The 17170-nt window shown below is 68.6% G+C and carries 12 protein-coding genes and 1 pseudogene; 5 read left to right on the top strand and 8 right to left on the bottom strand.

Features of this window, described 5'->3' with window-relative positions; all coding sequences use genetic code 11:
• Positions 1–61: 61 nt before the first annotated feature.
• From RM704_RS34610 to RM704_RS34575, 8 genes and pseudogenes are all read right to left on the bottom strand, one after another.
• Positions 62–1687: a pyridoxal phosphate-dependent aminotransferase gene (locus tag RM704_RS34610; RefSeq protein ID WP_033527244.1), complete on the bottom strand. Its 1626-nt coding sequence runs from the start codon at positions 1685–1687 to the stop codon at positions 62–64.
• A 209-nt stretch (positions 1688–1896) separates the two neighbouring features.
• Positions 1897–2952, bottom strand: a pseudogene (locus tag RM704_RS34605) (aldose epimerase family protein); the annotation flags it as partial.
• Between the two features lie 54 nt (positions 2953–3006).
• Positions 3007–4251: a multiple monosaccharide ABC transporter permease gene (gene mmsB / locus RM704_RS34600; protein WP_033527246.1), complete on the bottom strand. Its 1245-nt coding sequence runs from the start codon at positions 4249–4251 to the stop codon at positions 3007–3009.
• Positions 4248–5798: a multiple monosaccharide ABC transporter ATP-binding protein gene (mmsA, locus tag RM704_RS34595; protein WP_033527482.1), complete on the bottom strand. Its 1551-nt coding sequence runs from the start codon at positions 5796–5798 to the stop codon at positions 4248–4250. The genes mmsB and mmsA overlap by 4 nt, the downstream gene beginning before the upstream one ends.
• Positions 5799–5830: 32 nt before the next feature.
• Positions 5831–6943, bottom strand: coding sequence for a multiple monosaccharide ABC transporter substrate-binding protein (gene chvE, locus RM704_RS34590; RefSeq protein WP_192829655.1), 1113 nt, complete (start codon positions 6941–6943; stop codon positions 5831–5833).
• A gap of 136 nt (positions 6944–7079) precedes the next feature.
• Positions 7080–8048 (bottom strand): hypothetical protein, encoded by a 969-nt coding sequence (locus tag RM704_RS34585; RefSeq protein ID WP_033527248.1) that lies wholly within the window; start codon positions 8046–8048, stop codon positions 7080–7082.
• A 122-nt stretch (positions 8049–8170) separates the two neighbouring features.
• A complete protein-coding gene (locus RM704_RS34580) occupies positions 8171–9193 on the bottom strand; it encodes a zinc-dependent alcohol dehydrogenase (RefSeq protein ID WP_033527249.1) in 1023 nt (340 codons plus the stop codon).
• Complete coding sequence (locus RM704_RS34575) at positions 9190–10347, bottom strand: mandelate racemase/muconate lactonizing enzyme family protein (protein ID WP_033527250.1); 1158 nt, start codon at positions 10345–10347, stop codon at positions 9190–9192. The genes RM704_RS34580 and RM704_RS34575 overlap by 4 nt, the downstream gene beginning before the upstream one ends.
• Positions 10348–11115: 768 nt before the next feature.
• Between RM704_RS34575 and RM704_RS34570 the strand changes: the two genes are divergently transcribed.
• The 5 genes from RM704_RS34570 (at position 11116) to yjfF (ending at position 17069) form a co-directional block, all read left to right on the top strand.
• A complete protein-coding gene (locus RM704_RS34570) occupies positions 11116–12159 on the top strand; it encodes a LacI family DNA-binding transcriptional regulator (protein WP_033527251.1) in 1044 nt (347 codons plus the stop codon).
• A gap of 141 nt (positions 12160–12300) precedes the next feature.
• Positions 12301–13305: an ABC transporter substrate-binding protein gene (locus RM704_RS34565; RefSeq protein WP_033527252.1), complete on the top strand. Its 1005-nt coding sequence runs from the start codon at positions 12301–12303 to the stop codon at positions 13303–13305.
• A gap of 100 nt (positions 13306–13405) precedes the next feature.
• Entirely contained in the window at positions 13406–14944 is a 1539-nt protein-coding gene (locus RM704_RS34560) for a sugar ABC transporter ATP-binding protein (RefSeq protein WP_033527253.1), read from the top strand.
• Positions 14941–16041 (top strand): ABC transporter permease, encoded by a 1101-nt coding sequence (locus tag RM704_RS34555; RefSeq protein ID WP_033527254.1) that lies wholly within the window; start codon positions 14941–14943, stop codon positions 16039–16041. Before RM704_RS34560 ends, RM704_RS34555 begins: the two co-directional genes overlap by 4 nt.
• Positions 16038–17069, top strand: a complete 1032-nt coding sequence (gene yjfF / locus RM704_RS34550) for a galactofuranose ABC transporter, permease protein YjfF (RefSeq protein ID WP_033527255.1) — start codon at positions 16038–16040, stop codon at positions 17067–17069. The genes RM704_RS34555 and yjfF overlap by 4 nt, the downstream gene beginning before the upstream one ends.
• Positions 17070–17170 lie beyond the last annotated feature (101 nt).

The raw sequence follows: 17170 nt of genomic DNA, 5'->3' as shown, positions 1-17170 counted from the left end.
GACGCCCCCGACAGCGGCCCGTCGAGGGCCCGTTGGGGGCGTCGGTGCCGAGGGCGAGCCCTCAGCCCACCTGGTTGTACACCGCTCCCGCCGCAGGCCACCCCTGCGGCTCCTCCAGGGGCTCCGGCTGGGTGCGGCCGCGTACCTGGGCGGCGGTGAGGCCCTGGGCCGCGCCCATGGTGCGGCGGCCCTGGGCGGCTGCCGCGAGGCCGGGCATGCCGGTCTGGGCGACGGGCTGGAGGCCGGGGGCCGGCATGGCGGCGGCCGGTGCGGCGGGCATCGGGGCCGGCGCGGGCACCTGCACCGGCACCGGCATGGGCATCGGGGCCGGAGCGGGTGCCGGGGACGGGAACTGCATGGAGGCGGCGGCGGGCGCGGGGGCCGGAGCGGGCGTGGGTGCGGGGGACGCGAACTGCATGGAGGACGCGGGCGCCGGGGCCGGCATGCTCATGGCCTGCGCGGAGAGGTTGTGCATACCGGTGCCGTTGGTCTCGCCCATCAGGCGGTCCACGGCCGCCGTACCCGAGCTGTAGCTGGTCCCGGTGCTCAGCTCGGGTACGGCGGCTCCCCTCCTGGACCCGTAGAGAACCGACTCCAGGCCTGACACCAGGCGACGCACGTCCACCTGGGGCCGGACCACGAGTCGCAGGAAGCGACTGGACGAGCCGACCTTGTTGCCGCACTCGCGGACCAGGATCCGGTGCTCGGTGAGCAGCCGGTCGCGGACCACGGTGCCCTCGGCGCCCACGGGCAGGCGCACGAAGAGGAAGTTCCCCTGCGACGGGTACACCGTCAGCCCGGGGAGGGCGGAGAGCTGGCGGGCCATGTCCAGCCGGTCACGCCGGACCTGGTGCAGGCTCTCCATGTACTCGGCGCCGTGGTTCTTCAGCATGAACACCACGTGCTCGGCGAAGGAGTTGAGGTTCCACTTCGGCAGCATCGAACGGACCTTGCCGGCGAGCGCCGGGTTGGCGACCAGATAGCCGAAGCGGATGCCGTGCAGACCGAAGTTCTTGCCGAGGCTGCGCAGCACGACCACGTTGGGCCGCATGACCGCGTCCTGGACCGTGGACGGCTCGGACTCGGCGTCGGCGAACTCCAGGAACGACTCGTCGATGACGATCAGGTCCAGGTCGGCCATCGCGTCCATGAACTGCACCAGCGCGTGCCGGTGGAGGAAGCCGCCGTCGGGGTTGTTGGGGTTGCAGATGACGGCGACCCTGGTGCCGCGGGCCCGGATGAACTCGGCGTACTGCGCGAGGTCGAGGGCGAAGCCGCTGGACTCCTGGAGCGGGAACATGTCGACCCGCTTGCCGGTCTCCATGGGCTGGTCGGTCCAGCGGCCGAAGGTGGGGACGGGGACGGCGAGGGACTCCCGGACGAGCAAGTGGTCGATCCAGGTGATGAGTTCGGTGGAACCGTTGCCCATCGCCACGCACTGCGGCGGCAGTTGGAGCAGGTTGCACAGCTCGGCCGTGATCGTGTCGGCGCTGCTCGGGTAGTACGTGATGATGTCGCGCAGCTTGCTCGCCATGTCGTCGAACATGGCGGGGGTGGGGAAGTAGGGGTTGCAGGGGATACAGAAGTCCACCGGACCCGCACCGTCGCCGCCCTCACGTGTCAGCGCAGCCATCGAGGGGCTGTGCGCCGCAGTGCTGCGGAACAACGAGGTGACGTTGTCGGCCATGGAACCTCCGTAGGGGGCGGACCCGTTGGGGACGACCGGGTCCGACGACTAAGGGCGGCCCGGGCGGGGGCGCACGGGCCGCCCCTACATACGGAGGCTTGGGGGGCGCTGTTCAACCACTGAGGATTCGGTGGGAAATTGTGAGTGAGCTGTGAAGGCGGTCGCCGACCGGCCGGGAACGGGGCGCCCGACCGGGCCGTCGACCGACCTCAGCCGAACGTGTGGACCGTCGTCGAGCGGTATGTCTCCCCAGGTCGCAGCACCGTCGACGGGTAGGACGGCTTGTTGGGCGAGTCCGGGAAGTGCTGCGTCTCCAGACAGAGCGCGTCCCCCTGCCGGTAGATCGTCCCGGAGGGTCCTACGAGGGTGCCGTCCAGGAAGTTCCCGGAGTAGAACTGCAGGCCCGGTTCGGTCGTCGCGATCCGCAGCGTACGGCCCGACGCCGGGTCGGTCAGGGTGGCGGCCCACTCCGGCTCCGCCGTGACGCCCTTGTCGAGCACCCAGTTGTGGTCGAAGCCCTTGGCGTACAGCAGTTGCGGGTCGGCCGTGCGGAGGTCCTCGGCGATGGTCTTGCCCGTGCGGAAGTCGAAAGGGGTGCCCTCGACCCCGGCCGGCTCACCGGTGGGGATCAGGCCGGCGTCGACGGGGGTGTAGCGGCCGGCGGCGATCGTCAGGCGGTGGTCGCCGACCGAGCCGCTGCCCTCGCCCGCGAGGTTCCAGTACACATGGCTGGTGAGGTTGACGACGGTGGCCCGGTCGGTGGTGGCCTCGTAGTCGATCCGCCACTCGCCCCGCGAGGTGAGCGTGTACGTCACCTTCACGTCGAGCGTGCCCGGGTAGCCCATGTCGCCGTCGGCGCTCGTGTGGGTCAGATACAGCCCGACCTCGGAGTCCCGCGTGAACGGCTCGACCTCCCACACCACCTTGTCGAAGCCGCCGGAGCCGCCGTGCAGGCTGTTGGCGCCGTCGTTGACGGACAGCTCGTAGGGCACGCCGTCCAGCGTGAAGCGGCCCTCGGCGAGGCGGTTGCCGTATCGGCCGATCAGCGCGCCGAAGTACGGGGAGCCGGCGACGTACTCCTCGATGGTGTCGAAGCCGAGGGAGACGCTTGCGTACCGGCCCTCGCTGTCCGGGACCTCCAGTGACTGCACGATGCCGCCGTACGACAGGACCTTCAGCCGTGTGCCGCCGTTCTCCAGCGACCAACGGTGGATCTCGGTCCCGTCGGCGAGCTTGCCGAAGAGTTCCTTCACGGGTGACGCCCCACTTTCATGAAAAAAAGGGGGCCCCGCCTGTCGGCGAGGCCCCCTTCCGGTGTGTCAGGAACCGCTCTTGCGCTTGTTCCACACATCGAAGCCGACGGCCGCCAGCAGGGCCAGGCCCTTGATGACCTGCTGCCAGTCGGTGCCGATGCTGAGGAGGTTCATGCCGTTGTTGAGCACGCCCAGGACGAGGCCACCGATGATCGCGCCGAGGACGGTGCCGACACCGCCGCTCATGGACGCGCCGCCGATGAACGCCGAGGCGATGGCCTCCAGTTCGTAGCTCAGACCCGCCTTCGGCGAGGCCGCGTTGAGACGGGCGGCGATCGCCAGACCCGCCAGCGCCGCGAGCACGCCCATGTTGACGAAGACCAGGAAGGTGACCTTCTTGTCCTTCACGCCGGAGAGCTTCGCGGCCGGCAGGTTGCCGCCGATCGCGTAGATGTGCCGGCCGAAGACGGAGTTGCGCATCACATAGCCGTAGCCGACCACCAGCGCACCCAGGACCAGGAGGATGATCGGCGCGCCCCGGAAGCTGGCGAGCAGCATCGTGACCGTGAGGAGCGCGGCCGAGATCGCGACCAGCTTGAGCAGGAAGATGTTGCGCGGCGCCACCTCGAGGGCGAACTCCTGCTGGCGCTTGCGGTCGCGCATCTCCTGGAGGACCACGAAGGCGATCAGCGTGAAGCCCAGCAGCAGCGTGATGTTGTGGTAGTTCGTGGTGGGGCCGACCTCGGGAAGGAAGCCGTTGCCCATCTTCTCCAGACCCTTGGGGAAGGGGCCGAGGGTCTGACCCTCCAGGAGGATCTCGGTCACACCGCGGAAGACCAGCATGCCGGCGAGGGTGACGATGAACGACGGTATCCCGAGATACGCGATGAAGAACCCTTGTGCCGCGCCCGCGGCCGCGCCCGCCATCAGGCAGAGGACCACGGCGAGCGGCCAGGGCACGTCGTGCTGCACCGTCAGCACGGCCGCGAACGCGCCCACGAAGGCCGTGAGCGAACCGACCGACAGGTCGATGTGGCCCGCGACGATCACCAGCATCATGCCGATCGCGAGGATCAGGATGTAGCTGTTCTGCAGGACCAGGTTGGAGACGTTGCGCGGCAGCAGCAGGTCGCCGCCGGTCAGGATCGCGAAGAAGCCGACGATCAGACCGAGGGCGATCAACATGCCGTACTGCCGCATGTTGCGGCGCATGCCGTCCAGCACCAACTGCAACAGGCCGCCGCCCGTGGCCGATCCGGTGCCGCCCGGCGGCGCCGGGGCCGGGCTCTTGGCGGTCACATCCGTGCTCATCGGGTTACCTCTTTGTCCTTCGTCATCTGGCGCATCAGCGATTCCTGCGTGGCCTCTGCACGCGAGAACTCGCCTGTCAGCCGTCCCGCCGCCATGGTGTAGACGCGGTCGCACATCCCGAGGAGCTCCGGCAGCTCCGAGGAGATGAAGACGACCGCCTTGCCCTCGGCGGCCAGCTTGTCGATCACCGTGTAGATCTCGTACTTGGCACCGACGTCGATACCGCGCGTCGGCTCGTCCAGGATCAGCACGTCCGGACCTGCGAAGATCCACTTGCTGAGGACGACCTTCTGCTGGTTGCCGCCGGACAGCTTGCCCACCGGCTCGAACACCGTCGGTGCCTTGATGTTCATGGTCTTGCGGTAGCGCTCGGCGACCTGGCGTTCCTCGTGCTCGTCGACGACGCCCCGCTTGGCGACCTTGTTCAGGGCGGTCAGCGAGATGTTCCGGTTGATCGTGTCGATCAGGTTCAGGCCGTAGTGCTTACGGTCCTCGGTGACGTACGCGATGCCGTGCTTGACGGCCTCGGCGACCGACTTCGTACGGATCTCGGTGCCGTCCTTGAGGACCGTGCCGCCCACGTAGCGGCCGTAGGTCCGGCCGAAGACGCTCATCGCGAGCTCCGTGCGGCCGGCGCCCATGAGGCCCGCGATCCCGACGATCTCCCCGCGCCGCACGTTGATCGACACGTCGTCGACCACCTTGCGCTGCTGGTCGATGGGGTGGAGCACGGTCCAGCCGCGGATCTCCAGGGCCGGCGCCGCGCCCACCTCCGTCTTGTGCGGGGTGCGCTCGGGGAAGCGGTTGTCGAGGTCCCGGCCCACCATGCCGCTGATGATCCGGTCCTCGGTGGTCTCCGCGGCCTTCACATCGAGGGTCTCGATCGACTTCCCGTCGCGGATGATCGTCACCGAGTCGGCGACCTTGCGGATCTCGTTGAGCTTGTGGGAGATGATGATCGAGGTGATGCCCTGCTTCTTCAACTCCAGGATGAGATCGAGCAGTTTGCCGCTGTCCTCGTCGTTCAGGGCGGCGGTCGGCTCGTCCAGGATGAGCAGCTTCACCTTCTTGGACAGGGCCTTGGCGATCTCCACCAGCTGCTGCTTGCCCACACCGATGTCGGTGACCCGGGTCTCCGGGTGGTCGTCGAGGCCGACCCTGCGCAGCAGCTGGGTCGCGTGCCGCAGGGTCTCCCGCCAGTTGATGAACCCGCCCTTGGCGTGCTCGTTGCCGAGGAAGATGTTCTCCGCCAGGGAGAGGTACGGCGACAGCGCCAGCTCCTGGTGGATGATGACGATGCCGCGCTGCTCGCTCGCGCGGATGTCCTTGAACTCGCAGACCTCTCCCTCGAAGAGGATCTCGCCCTCGTAGCTGCCGTGCGGATGGACGCCGGAGAGCACCTTCATCAAGGTGGACTTCCCGGCGCCGTTCTCACCGCAGATGGCGTGGACCTCGCCCTGGCGGACGGTCAGTGTGACGTCCGACAGCGCCTTGACGCCGGGAAAGGTCTTGACGATCGAGCGCATTTCCAGGACGGGTCCCGCCATGGTCGTGCCTTCCAATCAGTTGGTACCGGCGGTTACTTGAGGTCGCTTTCCTTGATGTAGCCGGAGTCGACGACGACCTCCTGGTAGTTGGTCTTGTCGACGGCGACCGGCTTGAGGAGGTACGCCGGGACGACCTTGGAACCGTTGTCGTAGGTCTCGGTGTCGTTGGTCTCGGGCTTCTTGTCGTTCAGCAGCGCGTCGACCATGTTCGAGGCCACCTTGGCGAGTTCGCGGGTGTCCTTGTAGACGGTCATCGACTGCTCGTCCGCGATGATCGACTTCACCGAGCCGACCTCGGCGTCCTGGCCGGTGACGATCGGCAGCGGCTTGCTCTTGGAGCCGTAGCCGTCGGACTTCAGCGCGGAGAGGATGCCGATGGAGATGCCGTCGTACGGCGAGAGGACGGCGTCGACCTTGCCGCTCTTGTAGTCCTTGGTCAGGATGTCGTCCATGCGGCGCTGGGCGGTGGCGCCGTCCCAGCGCAGCGTGGTGACCTTGGTGATGTCGGTCTCGCCGGACTTCACGACCAGCTGCTTCTTGTCGATGTACGGCTTGAGGACGTTCATCGCGCCGTTGAAGAAGTAGCGGGTGTTGTTGTCGTCGTTGGAGCCGGCGAACAGCTCGATGTTGAACGGGCCCTTCTTGGAGCCGTCCTTGAGGCCGAGCTTCTCGACGATGTAGTTGCCCTGGAGCTCGCCGACCTTCTCGTTGTCGAAGGAGGCGTAGTAGTCGACGTTCTCGGTGCCGAGGATCAGGCGGTCGTAGGAGATGACCGGGATGTTCGCGTCCTTGGCCTGCTGGAGCACGTTGTTCATCGACTTGTTGTCGATCGCCGCGACGATCAGGGCCTTCACGCCCTGCGTGATCATGTTCTCGATCTGCGAGACCTGCTTGGCGGGGTCGTCCTCGCCGAAGACCAGCTGGGTCTTGTAGCCCTTGGACTTCAGGTCCGCGACCACGTTGTCGCCGTCGGCGATCCAGCGCTCGGAGGACTTGGTCGGCATCGAGATGCCGATGGTCGCGTCCCCGGTGCTGCCGCTCTCCTCCTTGCTGCCACCCTCACCGCTCTGGCCGCAGGCGGACAGAGTGAGGGCGAGAGAGGCGGCGGAGGCTATGGCGGCGAGTGCGGCTCGGCGAGTGCGCATGATCATCATCCTTGATGTCTTGAAGGCCTGGAACGTTCTGGCGAGGACGGCGCTTCATGAGCCGAAAGATGCCAGAGGAGATGTGGGGGATTCTGTGTGACTGCGTCTTCTTCTGTGAAGACAGTTGTCCGGTTCGTTATGAGGGATTTCCGAATCGCTTCAGATCGCCGGGCAGCCGGGAGCCCAGCGGAGCCATCTCCCCGTCCGCTCCGTGCCGCGCGAGCAGGTCCAGGGCCAGCCGGCCGCGCCGCACCCGCTCCTTGGCCGTGGCCAGCGTCAGGTCGCGCATGTGGTTGCCGTAGGGGTAGATCCCGGGGGCCTTGGACAGGCCGAACTTCAGATAGATCGGCGCGCCGCGCCGGATCAGCTCGGCGACCTCGTACATGCGGACGTAACCGCCGAGGTCGTCGGGGGCCTCGATGTACATGTCCATCGGGGCGCCGGACACCCGCCGGATCTCCGTGAGGTGGTCGAGCGTGAGGTCGCTCGGCACATTGATCGAGTCGCCGCCGAGGTTCTCGTACACGGCGTACGCGGTGGGGTTCACCGGTCCGATCAGCGCCGACACCTTGAAGGTCGTGTCCGCCGGCAGGATCCCCTCCACGCGGGCCCTGTGCAGCGTCCACAGCACGCCCTCGTCCGCGATGAGCAGGCACTTCACGCCCAGTTCGGTCGCGCGTACGGCGTCCTCGACACAGCCGGCCACCGCGTCGTGGCCCCGGGCGCGCAGGCCGGCGCCCTTGGAGTCGGTCCGGGTGGAGGCGCCGATGTCCCAGGTGCCGCGCGGGCCGGTGAACAGGCAGAGCTCGATGTCACGCTCGGCCGTCGCCTCCACCATCTCGGTGATCTCGGCGTCGGTGAGCATCCACACGCCGCTGCCCTGGCTGATCCGGTGGATCGGGACGTCGAGCCGCGAGGCCTCCTTGAGGACCACGGCGAGCGCCTCGGGACCCTCCACGGAGGGCACCTCGGTGCGCCAGCGGCCGCCACCGGGGAAGGTGTGCGGTGAGGCGTCGGAAGGGTCGAGGGCGGGTGCGTTCAGCCCGAGTGCGGCGAGGGCCTGCTCGCCGGGTCGGCGCGGCGCCGGAGCGGTGGTGTCGGTCACAAGCTGTCCTTCATGTTCGATATTTCGGACGAGGTTCGCGGCTCTTGGTGCACAAAGCTCTTGGGTGTACGCCGGTACGAAGTCGTCAGGTACCCCGTACCGGCGTACGGCTCAGGGGTGTGTCATGGCCGCAGCAGGACCTTTCCGACCGTCGGGTCGCCGGACCCCACCAGCTCGATGGCCTGCGGGAACTCCGCCAGCGGCAGCTCGTGCGTGACGAGCGGCAGCGGGTCCAGCAGTCCGGCTCCGAAGACCCGCACCGTGTGCGCCCACGCGTCCGGCGCCGCGCCGAACACCGTGTGCACCTCCAGCTGCCGGACGACGAGATCCGTCGGGTCCAGCCCGTCCGCGCCCGGCGCCGGGATGCCCGTCAGGACCAGCCGGCCGCCGCGCCGCAGCAGGGCGGCCGCCGTGCGCGCCGCGTCCGCCGACCCGGCGGTCTCGATGACCACGTCGAAGTCGCCCGGCAACTCCTGGTCCTTGGTCCGGAAGTCCGTGGCGCCGAAGCGCTTCGACAGCTCCGCACGGTCCGGACGGGTGCCCACGACGAGCAGCTCGGCGGGGGAGGCCGCCTTCAAGAACTGAACGGCGAACATCCCGAGCGTCCCGGTCCCCACGACGGCGACCCGCTCGCCCGGGACGGCGTTCGCCTTGAGCGCGGCGGCCGCGATGCACGCGGCCGGCTCCAGCAGCGCCGCCGCCGTCAGATCCGCGTCGTCCGGCAGGACGTGCAGCAGACGGGCGGGCAGGGTGAGGGTGGTGGCCATCGCGCCGGGCTGGGTGAACCCGGTCTCCTCGTACCCGGCCGAGCACAGGGTGGTCTCGCCCGCGTGGCAGCGGTCGCACACCTGGCAGTTCCGGAAGCCCTCGCCAACTACCTTGCGTCCTACAAGAGTTGAAGGAACGCCGGCGCCGACCTCGACGACCGTGCCGGACCACTCGTGACCCGGGGTGAGCGGGTAGCGGACGTACCCCTCCGGCCGGTTCCCCTGGAAGACCTCGCGGTCGCTGCCGCAGATCCCGGAGGCGTGCACCCGGACCAGGGCCTCGCCGGCCTCCGGCGGCCGGGCCTCGTGCGGGACGAGCCGGTGCTCGCCCGGTGCCTCGATGACGACGGCGGTGGCCGCGTCGGGGGAGGCGGTCACTTGTTCCCCTTGGGCTTGCGCTGCTCCCAGCCCTCGGCCCACAGGTCGAAGCGGGCCTGCTGCTGCGGGAACTCCGCCGCCGCGTCCACGTCCAGCTCGACCCCGAGGCCGGGCTTGTCGGAGAGGTGGAAGTAACCGTCCACGACCTCCGGGGCGCCCGAGACGACCTTCTTGATCTCCGCGTCCGCGAAGTCGTTGAAGTGTTCGAGGATCTTGAAGTTCGGGGCGGTGAAGCCCACCTGGAGCGAGGCCGCCGTCAGCACCGGGCCGCCCACGTTGTGCGGCGCGACCAGCATGTAGTGGGTCTCGGCGGTCGCGGCCAGCTTGCGGGTCTCCCAGATGCCGCCGATGTGACCGACGTCCGGCTGGATGATGTCCACGGCCTGGCTCTCGAAGAGCTCCCGGAACTCGATCCGGTCGTGGATCCGCTCACCCGTGGCCACCGGGATGTCGACCTTGGCGGCTACCTTCTCCAGCGCCTTCAGGTTCTCCGGCGGGCACGGCTCCTCCAGCCACGCGGGCTTGAAGGGCGCCAGGTCCTTGGCGAGCCGCACGGCGGTCGAGGGCGAGAACCGGCCGTGCATCTCCAGCATCAGCTCGGCGTCCGGCCCGATGGCGTCGCGCACGGCCTCGATCAGCGAGACGGCGTACAGGCTCTGCTCGTGGTCCAGCTCGAAGTGGCCGGTTCCGAAGGGGTCGATCTTGAGCGCCTTGTAGCCGCGCTCCATCACGCCCTGCGCCGCCTTGTGGTACGCCTCGGGCGTGCGCTCGGTGGTGTACCAGCCGTTGGCGTACGCCTTGACCTTGTCGGTGACCTTGCCGCCCAGCAGCTGCCAGACCGGCACGCCGAGGGCCTTGCCCTTGATGTCCCAGCAGGCCATCTCGATGACGGCGATGCCGGACATCACGATCTCGCCGGCGCGCCCGTAGTCGCCGTACTTCATGCGCTTGACCAGATCCTCGACAGCGAACGGGTCGGAGCCGAGAATGTGGTTGGTCTTCGCCTCGTGCAGATAGCCGAGCAGCGCGTCGGTGTGGCCCAGCATGCGGGTCTCGCCGACGCCGGTGAGACCCTCGTCGGTGTGCACGAGGACGTAGGTCAGGTTCCGCCACGGCGTCCCGACAACGTGCGTGCTGATTCCCGTGATGCGCACGGTACTCCCTGCCCTCTGTAGTCCGTAGGTTGTTCGAAATTTCGTCGCTCGTTCGAAATGCTGGTCGCGACAGTAAGGACGACCCGGTCGGAGTGTCAATGGGTCGAACACACAACGGTTCGGGGTGACCCGCGCGACCCACGCCCCGGGAACGGTACGGGGCGATCCGTGGGCGGGTGGACGCGGCGCGCGGCGCGCGGATGTGAGCGGTGTCCTTGACGGGGGTGCGGACGTCCAAAGGGTCCATGGTGAGGGTCGTGATGTCCGTTGCGTCCGTGGTGAGTTGGGTGCGGTGCGGCGATTTCCGGCCTCGACGGGAGCGCCGCGTCCGGGCGTCGTCCATCGGCCGGCACGCCGGAACACGGCCTCTGCCAGGCGGATCGTGACCGACGGGGATCCGGCATCCGGCCGCGGGGCGGCTCGTGTCGACGTGATCGGGCCAAACGCCCGCTGTCCGGCCGGTGAGCGGGTCCGATCGCCGCCGTCGTGACCCGCACGGCCCGCCGCGTTACTCAAACGTGACCGCCTTCCCTGCTGCAGCCCTCTTGACCGCCGGGAATTGTTAGCGCTCACAATGACCTCCGCAACGCACCGCTCATCGCCCGACGGCATCCAAGGAGGTACGAGCGTCGTGTCCGCACTGCGCCAACCCGCCTTCCCCCCGGATGTCCTGGGGCTTTCCGGACTTCCGGTATGAAACCGGCGGCGCGGGAGCGTGCTCCCGCACCACAGGTCTTATCGGCAGACGACCGCCAAGGAGGTGCGGCCGTGACACACTCGCAGCTGCGGCCGCCCACCATGGCCGACGTCGCCCGCCAGGCCGGGGTGTCCCACCAGACCGTGTCCCGTGTGCTGGGGGATCACCCCAACGTGCGGGACGAGACCCGGGCCAAGGTGCTCCGCGCGATCGAGGAGATGGGCTACCGCCGCAACTTCTCCGCACGGGCCCTGGCGACCAGGCGCACCCAGACCCTGGGCGTGGTCGCCTCCAACACCACGCTCTACGGCCCGGCCAGCACGCTGTTCGCGCTGGAGGAGGCCGCGCGGGCCGAGGGATACCTCGTCTCGACGGTCAGTCTGCGCGAACTGACCGTCCAGGCGCTGTCCGAGGCCCTGGAGCGACTCAGCGAGGGTGGGGTGGAGGGGGTGATCGCCCTCGCCCCGCAGCGGTCGGCGGTCGCCGCCCTCACCGAACTCCGGCACCCCTTCCCGGTGGTGGCCGTGGGTACCGGCTCCGGCGCGGAGATCCCGAGCGTCAACGTGGATCAGCACCTCGGCGCGCGGCTGGCCACCGGCCATCTGCTCGCCGCCGGCCATCGCAAGGTCTGGCATCTCGCCGGACCCGAGTACTGGCAGGAGGCCGCCGACCGGACCGCCGGCTGGCGTGCCACCCTCGAGGAGGCGGGCGTCGAACCGCCGCAGCCGCTGCGGGGGGACTGGAGTCCGCTCTCGGGCTACCGGGCGGGCCAGGAACTGGCCGGCTGGGTGGGCCGTGGTCTCACCGCCGTCTTCGTCGCCAACGACCAGATGGCGCTGGGGGTGTTGCGAGCCCTGCGCGAGGCGGGCGTACGGACCCCTCAGGACGTGGCGGTGGTCGGCTTCGACGACATCCCGGAGTCGGAGTTCTTCGCCCCGCCGCTGACCACCGTCCGGCAGGACTTCGCTACGGTGGGCCAGCGGAGCATCGCCCTGCTGCTCGACCTGATCGAGGGCCGGACCCCCTCCGACTCCCGGGTCGCCATCGAACCCCAACTCGTCGTCCGCGCCAGCACTTTCCCGTACGTCCCCCTGCCGGGGACCTCTCCGGGCTGACGCGGCCGAACAACTGAACGTCATTCATCCCTCAGTATGGCCGACATTTCGAACAATGATCGACAGGTTGGACGCAGTGCGGCCGGTCCCCATGAGTACCAACGGTCCGTCCCCGGACCGGCTCTTCAAAGGAGAAGAAACATGCTCAACAGACGGAACTTCCTGACCGCGGCGATCGGCGTGGCGGCGGCGGGCACCCTGGCTGCCTGTGCCAAGGAGGACGAGGGCTCCGGCGGCGACTCCGGTTCCGGCGGCAGCAAGAAGATCACCCTCGGCTTCTCCCAGGTCGGCTCCGAGAGCGGCTGGCGCAGCGCCAACACCGACTCCGTGAAGTCCGCGGCCAAGGAGGCGGGCTACAACCTCAAGTTCTCCGACGCGCAGCAGAAGCAGGAGAACCAGATCTCCGCGATCCGCAGCTACATCGCGCAGAAGGTGGACGTCATCGCCTTCTCGCCGGTCGTCGTCACCGGCTGGGACGCCATCCTCAAGGAGGCCCAGGCCGCGAAGATCCCCGTCGTCCTGACGGACCGCTCCGTCGAGAGCGACGAGTCCCTGTTCGTGACCCTGGTCGGTTCCGACTTCACCGACGAGGGCCGCCGCGCCGCCAAGATCCTGGAGAAGGTCCTGGAGAAGGCCGGCCACAAGGGCAAGGTGAAGATCGCCCAGCTGGAGGGCACCACCGGTGCCGCCCCTGCGATCGAGCGCGCCAAGGGCTTCAAGGAGATCATGGACGCCGAGCACAAGGACGACTGGGAGATCGTCGTCAGCCAGACCGGTGACTTCACCCGCGCCGGCGGCAAGCAGGTCATGGCGGCCTTCCTGCAGTCCAACCCGGACATCAACGTCCTCTACGCGCACAACGACGACATGGGTCTCGGCGCCATCCAGGCCATCGAGGCGGCCGGCAAGAAGCCCGGCAAGGACATCCTCATCGTCACGGTCGACGGCGTGAAGGACGGCTTCATCGCGATGTCCGAAGGCAAGATCAACGCGATCGTCGAGTGCAACCCGCTGCTCGGCCCCCAGCTGATGGAGGTCGTGCAGAAGGTCCACGACGGCGAGAAGGTCGAGCGCTGGATCAAGACCGAGGAGAGCGACTTCATGCAGGACCAGGCCAAGGACGCGCTCCCCACCCGTAAGTACTGACCCACCCGCCCCACCGGCAGGGAGCCTCCAGGGGACCGGGCACGACCCGGTCCCGGGGGCTCCCCGCGGGCCTGAACCCATGTCAAGAGGAGCGCTGCTCATGGCAGAGCCGCGGCCCGTCCTGGAGATGACGGGCATAGTCAAGGAGTTTCCGGGGGTACGGGCTCTGTCGGGCGTCGACTTCCGGCTTTTCCCCGGCGAGATCCACGCCCTGATGGGCGAGAACGGTGCCGGGAAGTCCACCCTCATCAAGGTGCTGACGGGGGTCCACTCCCTGGACGGCGGCACCATCACCCTCGACGGCGAGTCCGTGCGGATCGGCAGCCCGCTGGAGGCCCAGCAGGCCGGCATCAGCACGGTCTACCAGGAGGTCAACCTCTGCCCCAACCTCTCGGTGGCGGAGAACATCTTCATCGGACGTGAACCCACCCGAGCGGGCCGCATCCAGTGGAAGCAGCTGCGCAAGGACGCCGCGGACATGGTCGACCGCCTCGGCCTCGACATCGACGTGACGGCGCCGCTGTCCTCGTACCCGCTGGCCGTGCAGCAACTGGTCGCGATCGTACGGTCGGTGGGCCACGGCGACAGCGACGGCCAGGGCTCCGGCACCAAGGTGCTCGTCCTGGACGAGCCGACCTCCAGCCTCGACCGCGACGAGGTCCTCGAACTGTTCCGCCTGATGCGGCGGCTCAGGGACGAGGGCGTGGCCATCCTCTTCGTCTCGCACTTCCTGGACCAGATCTACGAGATCTGCGACCGGATGACGGTGCTGCGCAACGGCACCCTGGTCGGCGAGCACATGGTCCGTGATCTCGACCAGGTCGGGCTGATCGAGCTGATGATCGGCAAGGCCCTGGACCAGCTGGAGGAGCTCCACGAGCACCAGCTGCGCTCCGACGTCGGCGAGACCCTGGTCGAGGCCGAGGGCCTGGGCCGCACCGGCGGCATCGCGCCCTTCGACCTGGAGATCAAGAAGGGTGAGGTCGTCGGCCTCGCCGGTCTGCTCGGCTCGGGCCGCACCGAACTCGCCCGGCTGCTCTTCGGCGCCGACCAGCCCGACAGCGGCAAGGTCACCGTGGGCGGCAAGCAGGTCTCGATGAGCGCCCCGAACGACGCCATCGCCGCCGGGGTCGCGTTCTGCTCGGAGAACCGCAAGACCGAGGGCCTGGTCCCCGATCTGACGGTCCGGGAGAACATCATCCTGGCCCTCCAGGCGTCCCGCGGCTGGACCCGGCCCATCCCGGCCGGCCAGCGCGACGAACTGGTCGCCAAGTACATCAAGGCGCTGGACATCCGCCCCGCCAACCCGGAGGCCCGGGTCGGCCAGCTCAGCGGCGGCAACCAGCAGAAGGTGCTGCTCGCCCGCTGGCTGATCACCCAGCCGAAGCTGCTGATCCTGGACGAGCCCACCCGCGGCATCGACATCGGCGCGAAGGCGGAGATCCAGAAACTGGTCGTCTCCCTCTCCGAGGACGGCATGTCCGTCCTCTACATCGCGGCCGAACTGGAGGAGATCCTCCGCCTCAGCCACACCATCGGCGTCCTGCGCGACCGCAAGCTGGTGGCCCGGCTGACCAACGGACCGGAGATCACCACCAGCAAGATCCTGGAGACCATCGCGAGCGGAGAACACCAGTGAGCACCCCATCCGCAGCCACCGCCTCCCGTTGGCGAGCGCTGACGCACCACCACCTGTTCTGGCCGGTCGCGGTCCTGGTGGCCCTGCTGCTCATCAACGTCCCCTTCACCCCCGACTTCTTCGCGATCAAGATGACGGACGGCCACCTCTACGGCAGCCTCGTCTCGATCGTGCTGTTCGGCTCGCCGCTGATCCTGGTCGCGGTCGGCATGACCCTGGTCATCGCCACCGGCGGGATCGACCTCTCCGTCGGCGCGGTCGTCGCCATCACCGGCGCCCTGACCTGTTCGTACATCAGCGACCAGGCCGACCAGAACGCCCTGTCCGCGGTGTTCCTGGCCATGGGGATCGGGCTGGTGGCCGCGGTCCTGTGCGGCCTGTGGAACGGCTTCCTGGTCGCCCGGATGGGCATCCAGCCGATCATCGCGACCCTGATCATCATGGTCGCCGGACGCGGTGTCGCCCAGCTGATCACCGACGGCCAGATCATCACCATCAACAGCGAGCCGTACAAGCTGATCGGCGGCGGCTACTGGCTGACCCTGCCCTTCTCCATCTTCGTGGTGGCCGCGGTCGTCGCCGTCACCGTGGCGCTGACCCGCAAGACCGCGCTCGGTCTGCTCGTCGAGTCCGTCGGCGGCAACGCCGAGGCCAGCCGCCTGGTGGGCATCAGGTCGCGGCGCATCAAGATCATGGTCTATATGTTCTGCGCCCTGTGCGCGGGCATCGCGGGCCTGATGATCAGCTCCAACACCTCGGCCGCGGACGGCAACAACGCCGGCCTGTGGATCGAGCTGGACGCGATCCTCGCCGTGGTCATCGGCGGCACCTCGCTGCTCGGCGGCCGGTTCTCGATCGGCGGCACGGTGATCGGCGCCCTCGTGATCCAGACCCTGACCACCACGATCTACACCATCGGCGTGCCGACCCAGACCAACCTGGTCTTCAAGGCCGCCGTCGTCATCGTCGTCTGCCTGCTGCAGTCCCCGAAGTTCCGGGCCAAGGTCTTCGGCGCCAAGGGGCGCGGAAAGCCCGCCGCCCCGGCGCAGCCCGCCACCCCGGCCGACGCCGCCCCGAAGATGGAGGTGTCGCGATGAGCGCGACCACCAAGACCCGTACGGCCCCGGAAGGCCGTACGGCGCCCCAGGCGTCCGCGATCACCCGGCTGCTCGGTGACCGGCGGCTGCCGGTCCTGGTCACGGCCGCCCTGTTCCTCGCGATGTACTTCACCGGCCTCAGCCGGTACCAGAACTACGGGTTCGCCGATTCGCAGGTGTTCCTCAACCTGTTCATCGACAACGGCTACCTCCTGGTCGCCGCCGTGGGCGCCACCTTCGTCATCATGTCCGGCGGCATCGACCTGTCCGTGGGCTCGCTGATCGGCTTCACCACGATGTTCACCGCCTGGCTGGTGGAGCGTCAGGGCCTGCCCCTGATCGTGGTCGTCCCCCTCGCCCTCGGCGTGGGCGCGTTCGGCGGCTTCCTCATGGGCTATGTGATCCACAACTTCGAGATCCAGCCGTTCATCGTGACCCTCGCAGGCCTCTTCCTCTTCCGGGGCCTGTGCCTGGTCATCAGCAAGGAGTCCATCTCCATCAGCGACTCCACGGTGAGCACGCTGGCCCAGACACGGGTGCCCCTGGGGCTGGGGGACTTGTCGATCGGCGCCCTCGTGGCCCTGGCCGTCCTCGCCGCCGCCTTCTACGTCCTGCACTACACGCGCTTCGGACGCCGCGTGTACGCCATCGGCGGCAACGAGCAGTCGGCGCTGCTGATGGGGCTTCCGCTGGGCGGCACCAAGATCGCCGTGTACACGGTGAGCGGCTTCTGCTCGGCGCTGGCCGGCCTGCTGTTCATGCTGTACATCCAGTCCGGTGACCCCCTGCACGCCGTCGGCATGGAACTCGACGCCATCGCCGCGGTGGTCATCGGCGGCACCCTGCTGACCGGCGGCTCCGGCTATGTCATCGGCACCCTCTTCGGCGTCCTCGTGCTGGGCCTGATCAAGAGCATCATCCAGTTCGAGGGCACCCTCAGCTCCTGGTGGACGAAGATCGCCACCGGTGTGCTGCTCTGCGCGTTCATCCTGATCCAGCGGGCCATGACGGCCCGTAAGCAGACCTGAGCCGAGGAGCTCCCGGCACGTCGGCCCCCGCGGTCCGTCGCACATCCCGTGCGGCGGACCGCGCGGCGTTCGCCGACATCGCGGCGAATGGTCGGGCTTGA

The sequence above is a fragment of the Streptomyces gottesmaniae genome, from assembly GCF_031845845.1.
Classification (GTDB): domain Bacteria; phylum Actinomycetota; class Actinomycetes; order Streptomycetales; family Streptomycetaceae; genus Streptomyces; species Streptomyces akebiae.
This window is presented reverse-complemented; position numbering and strand designations above follow the sequence as displayed.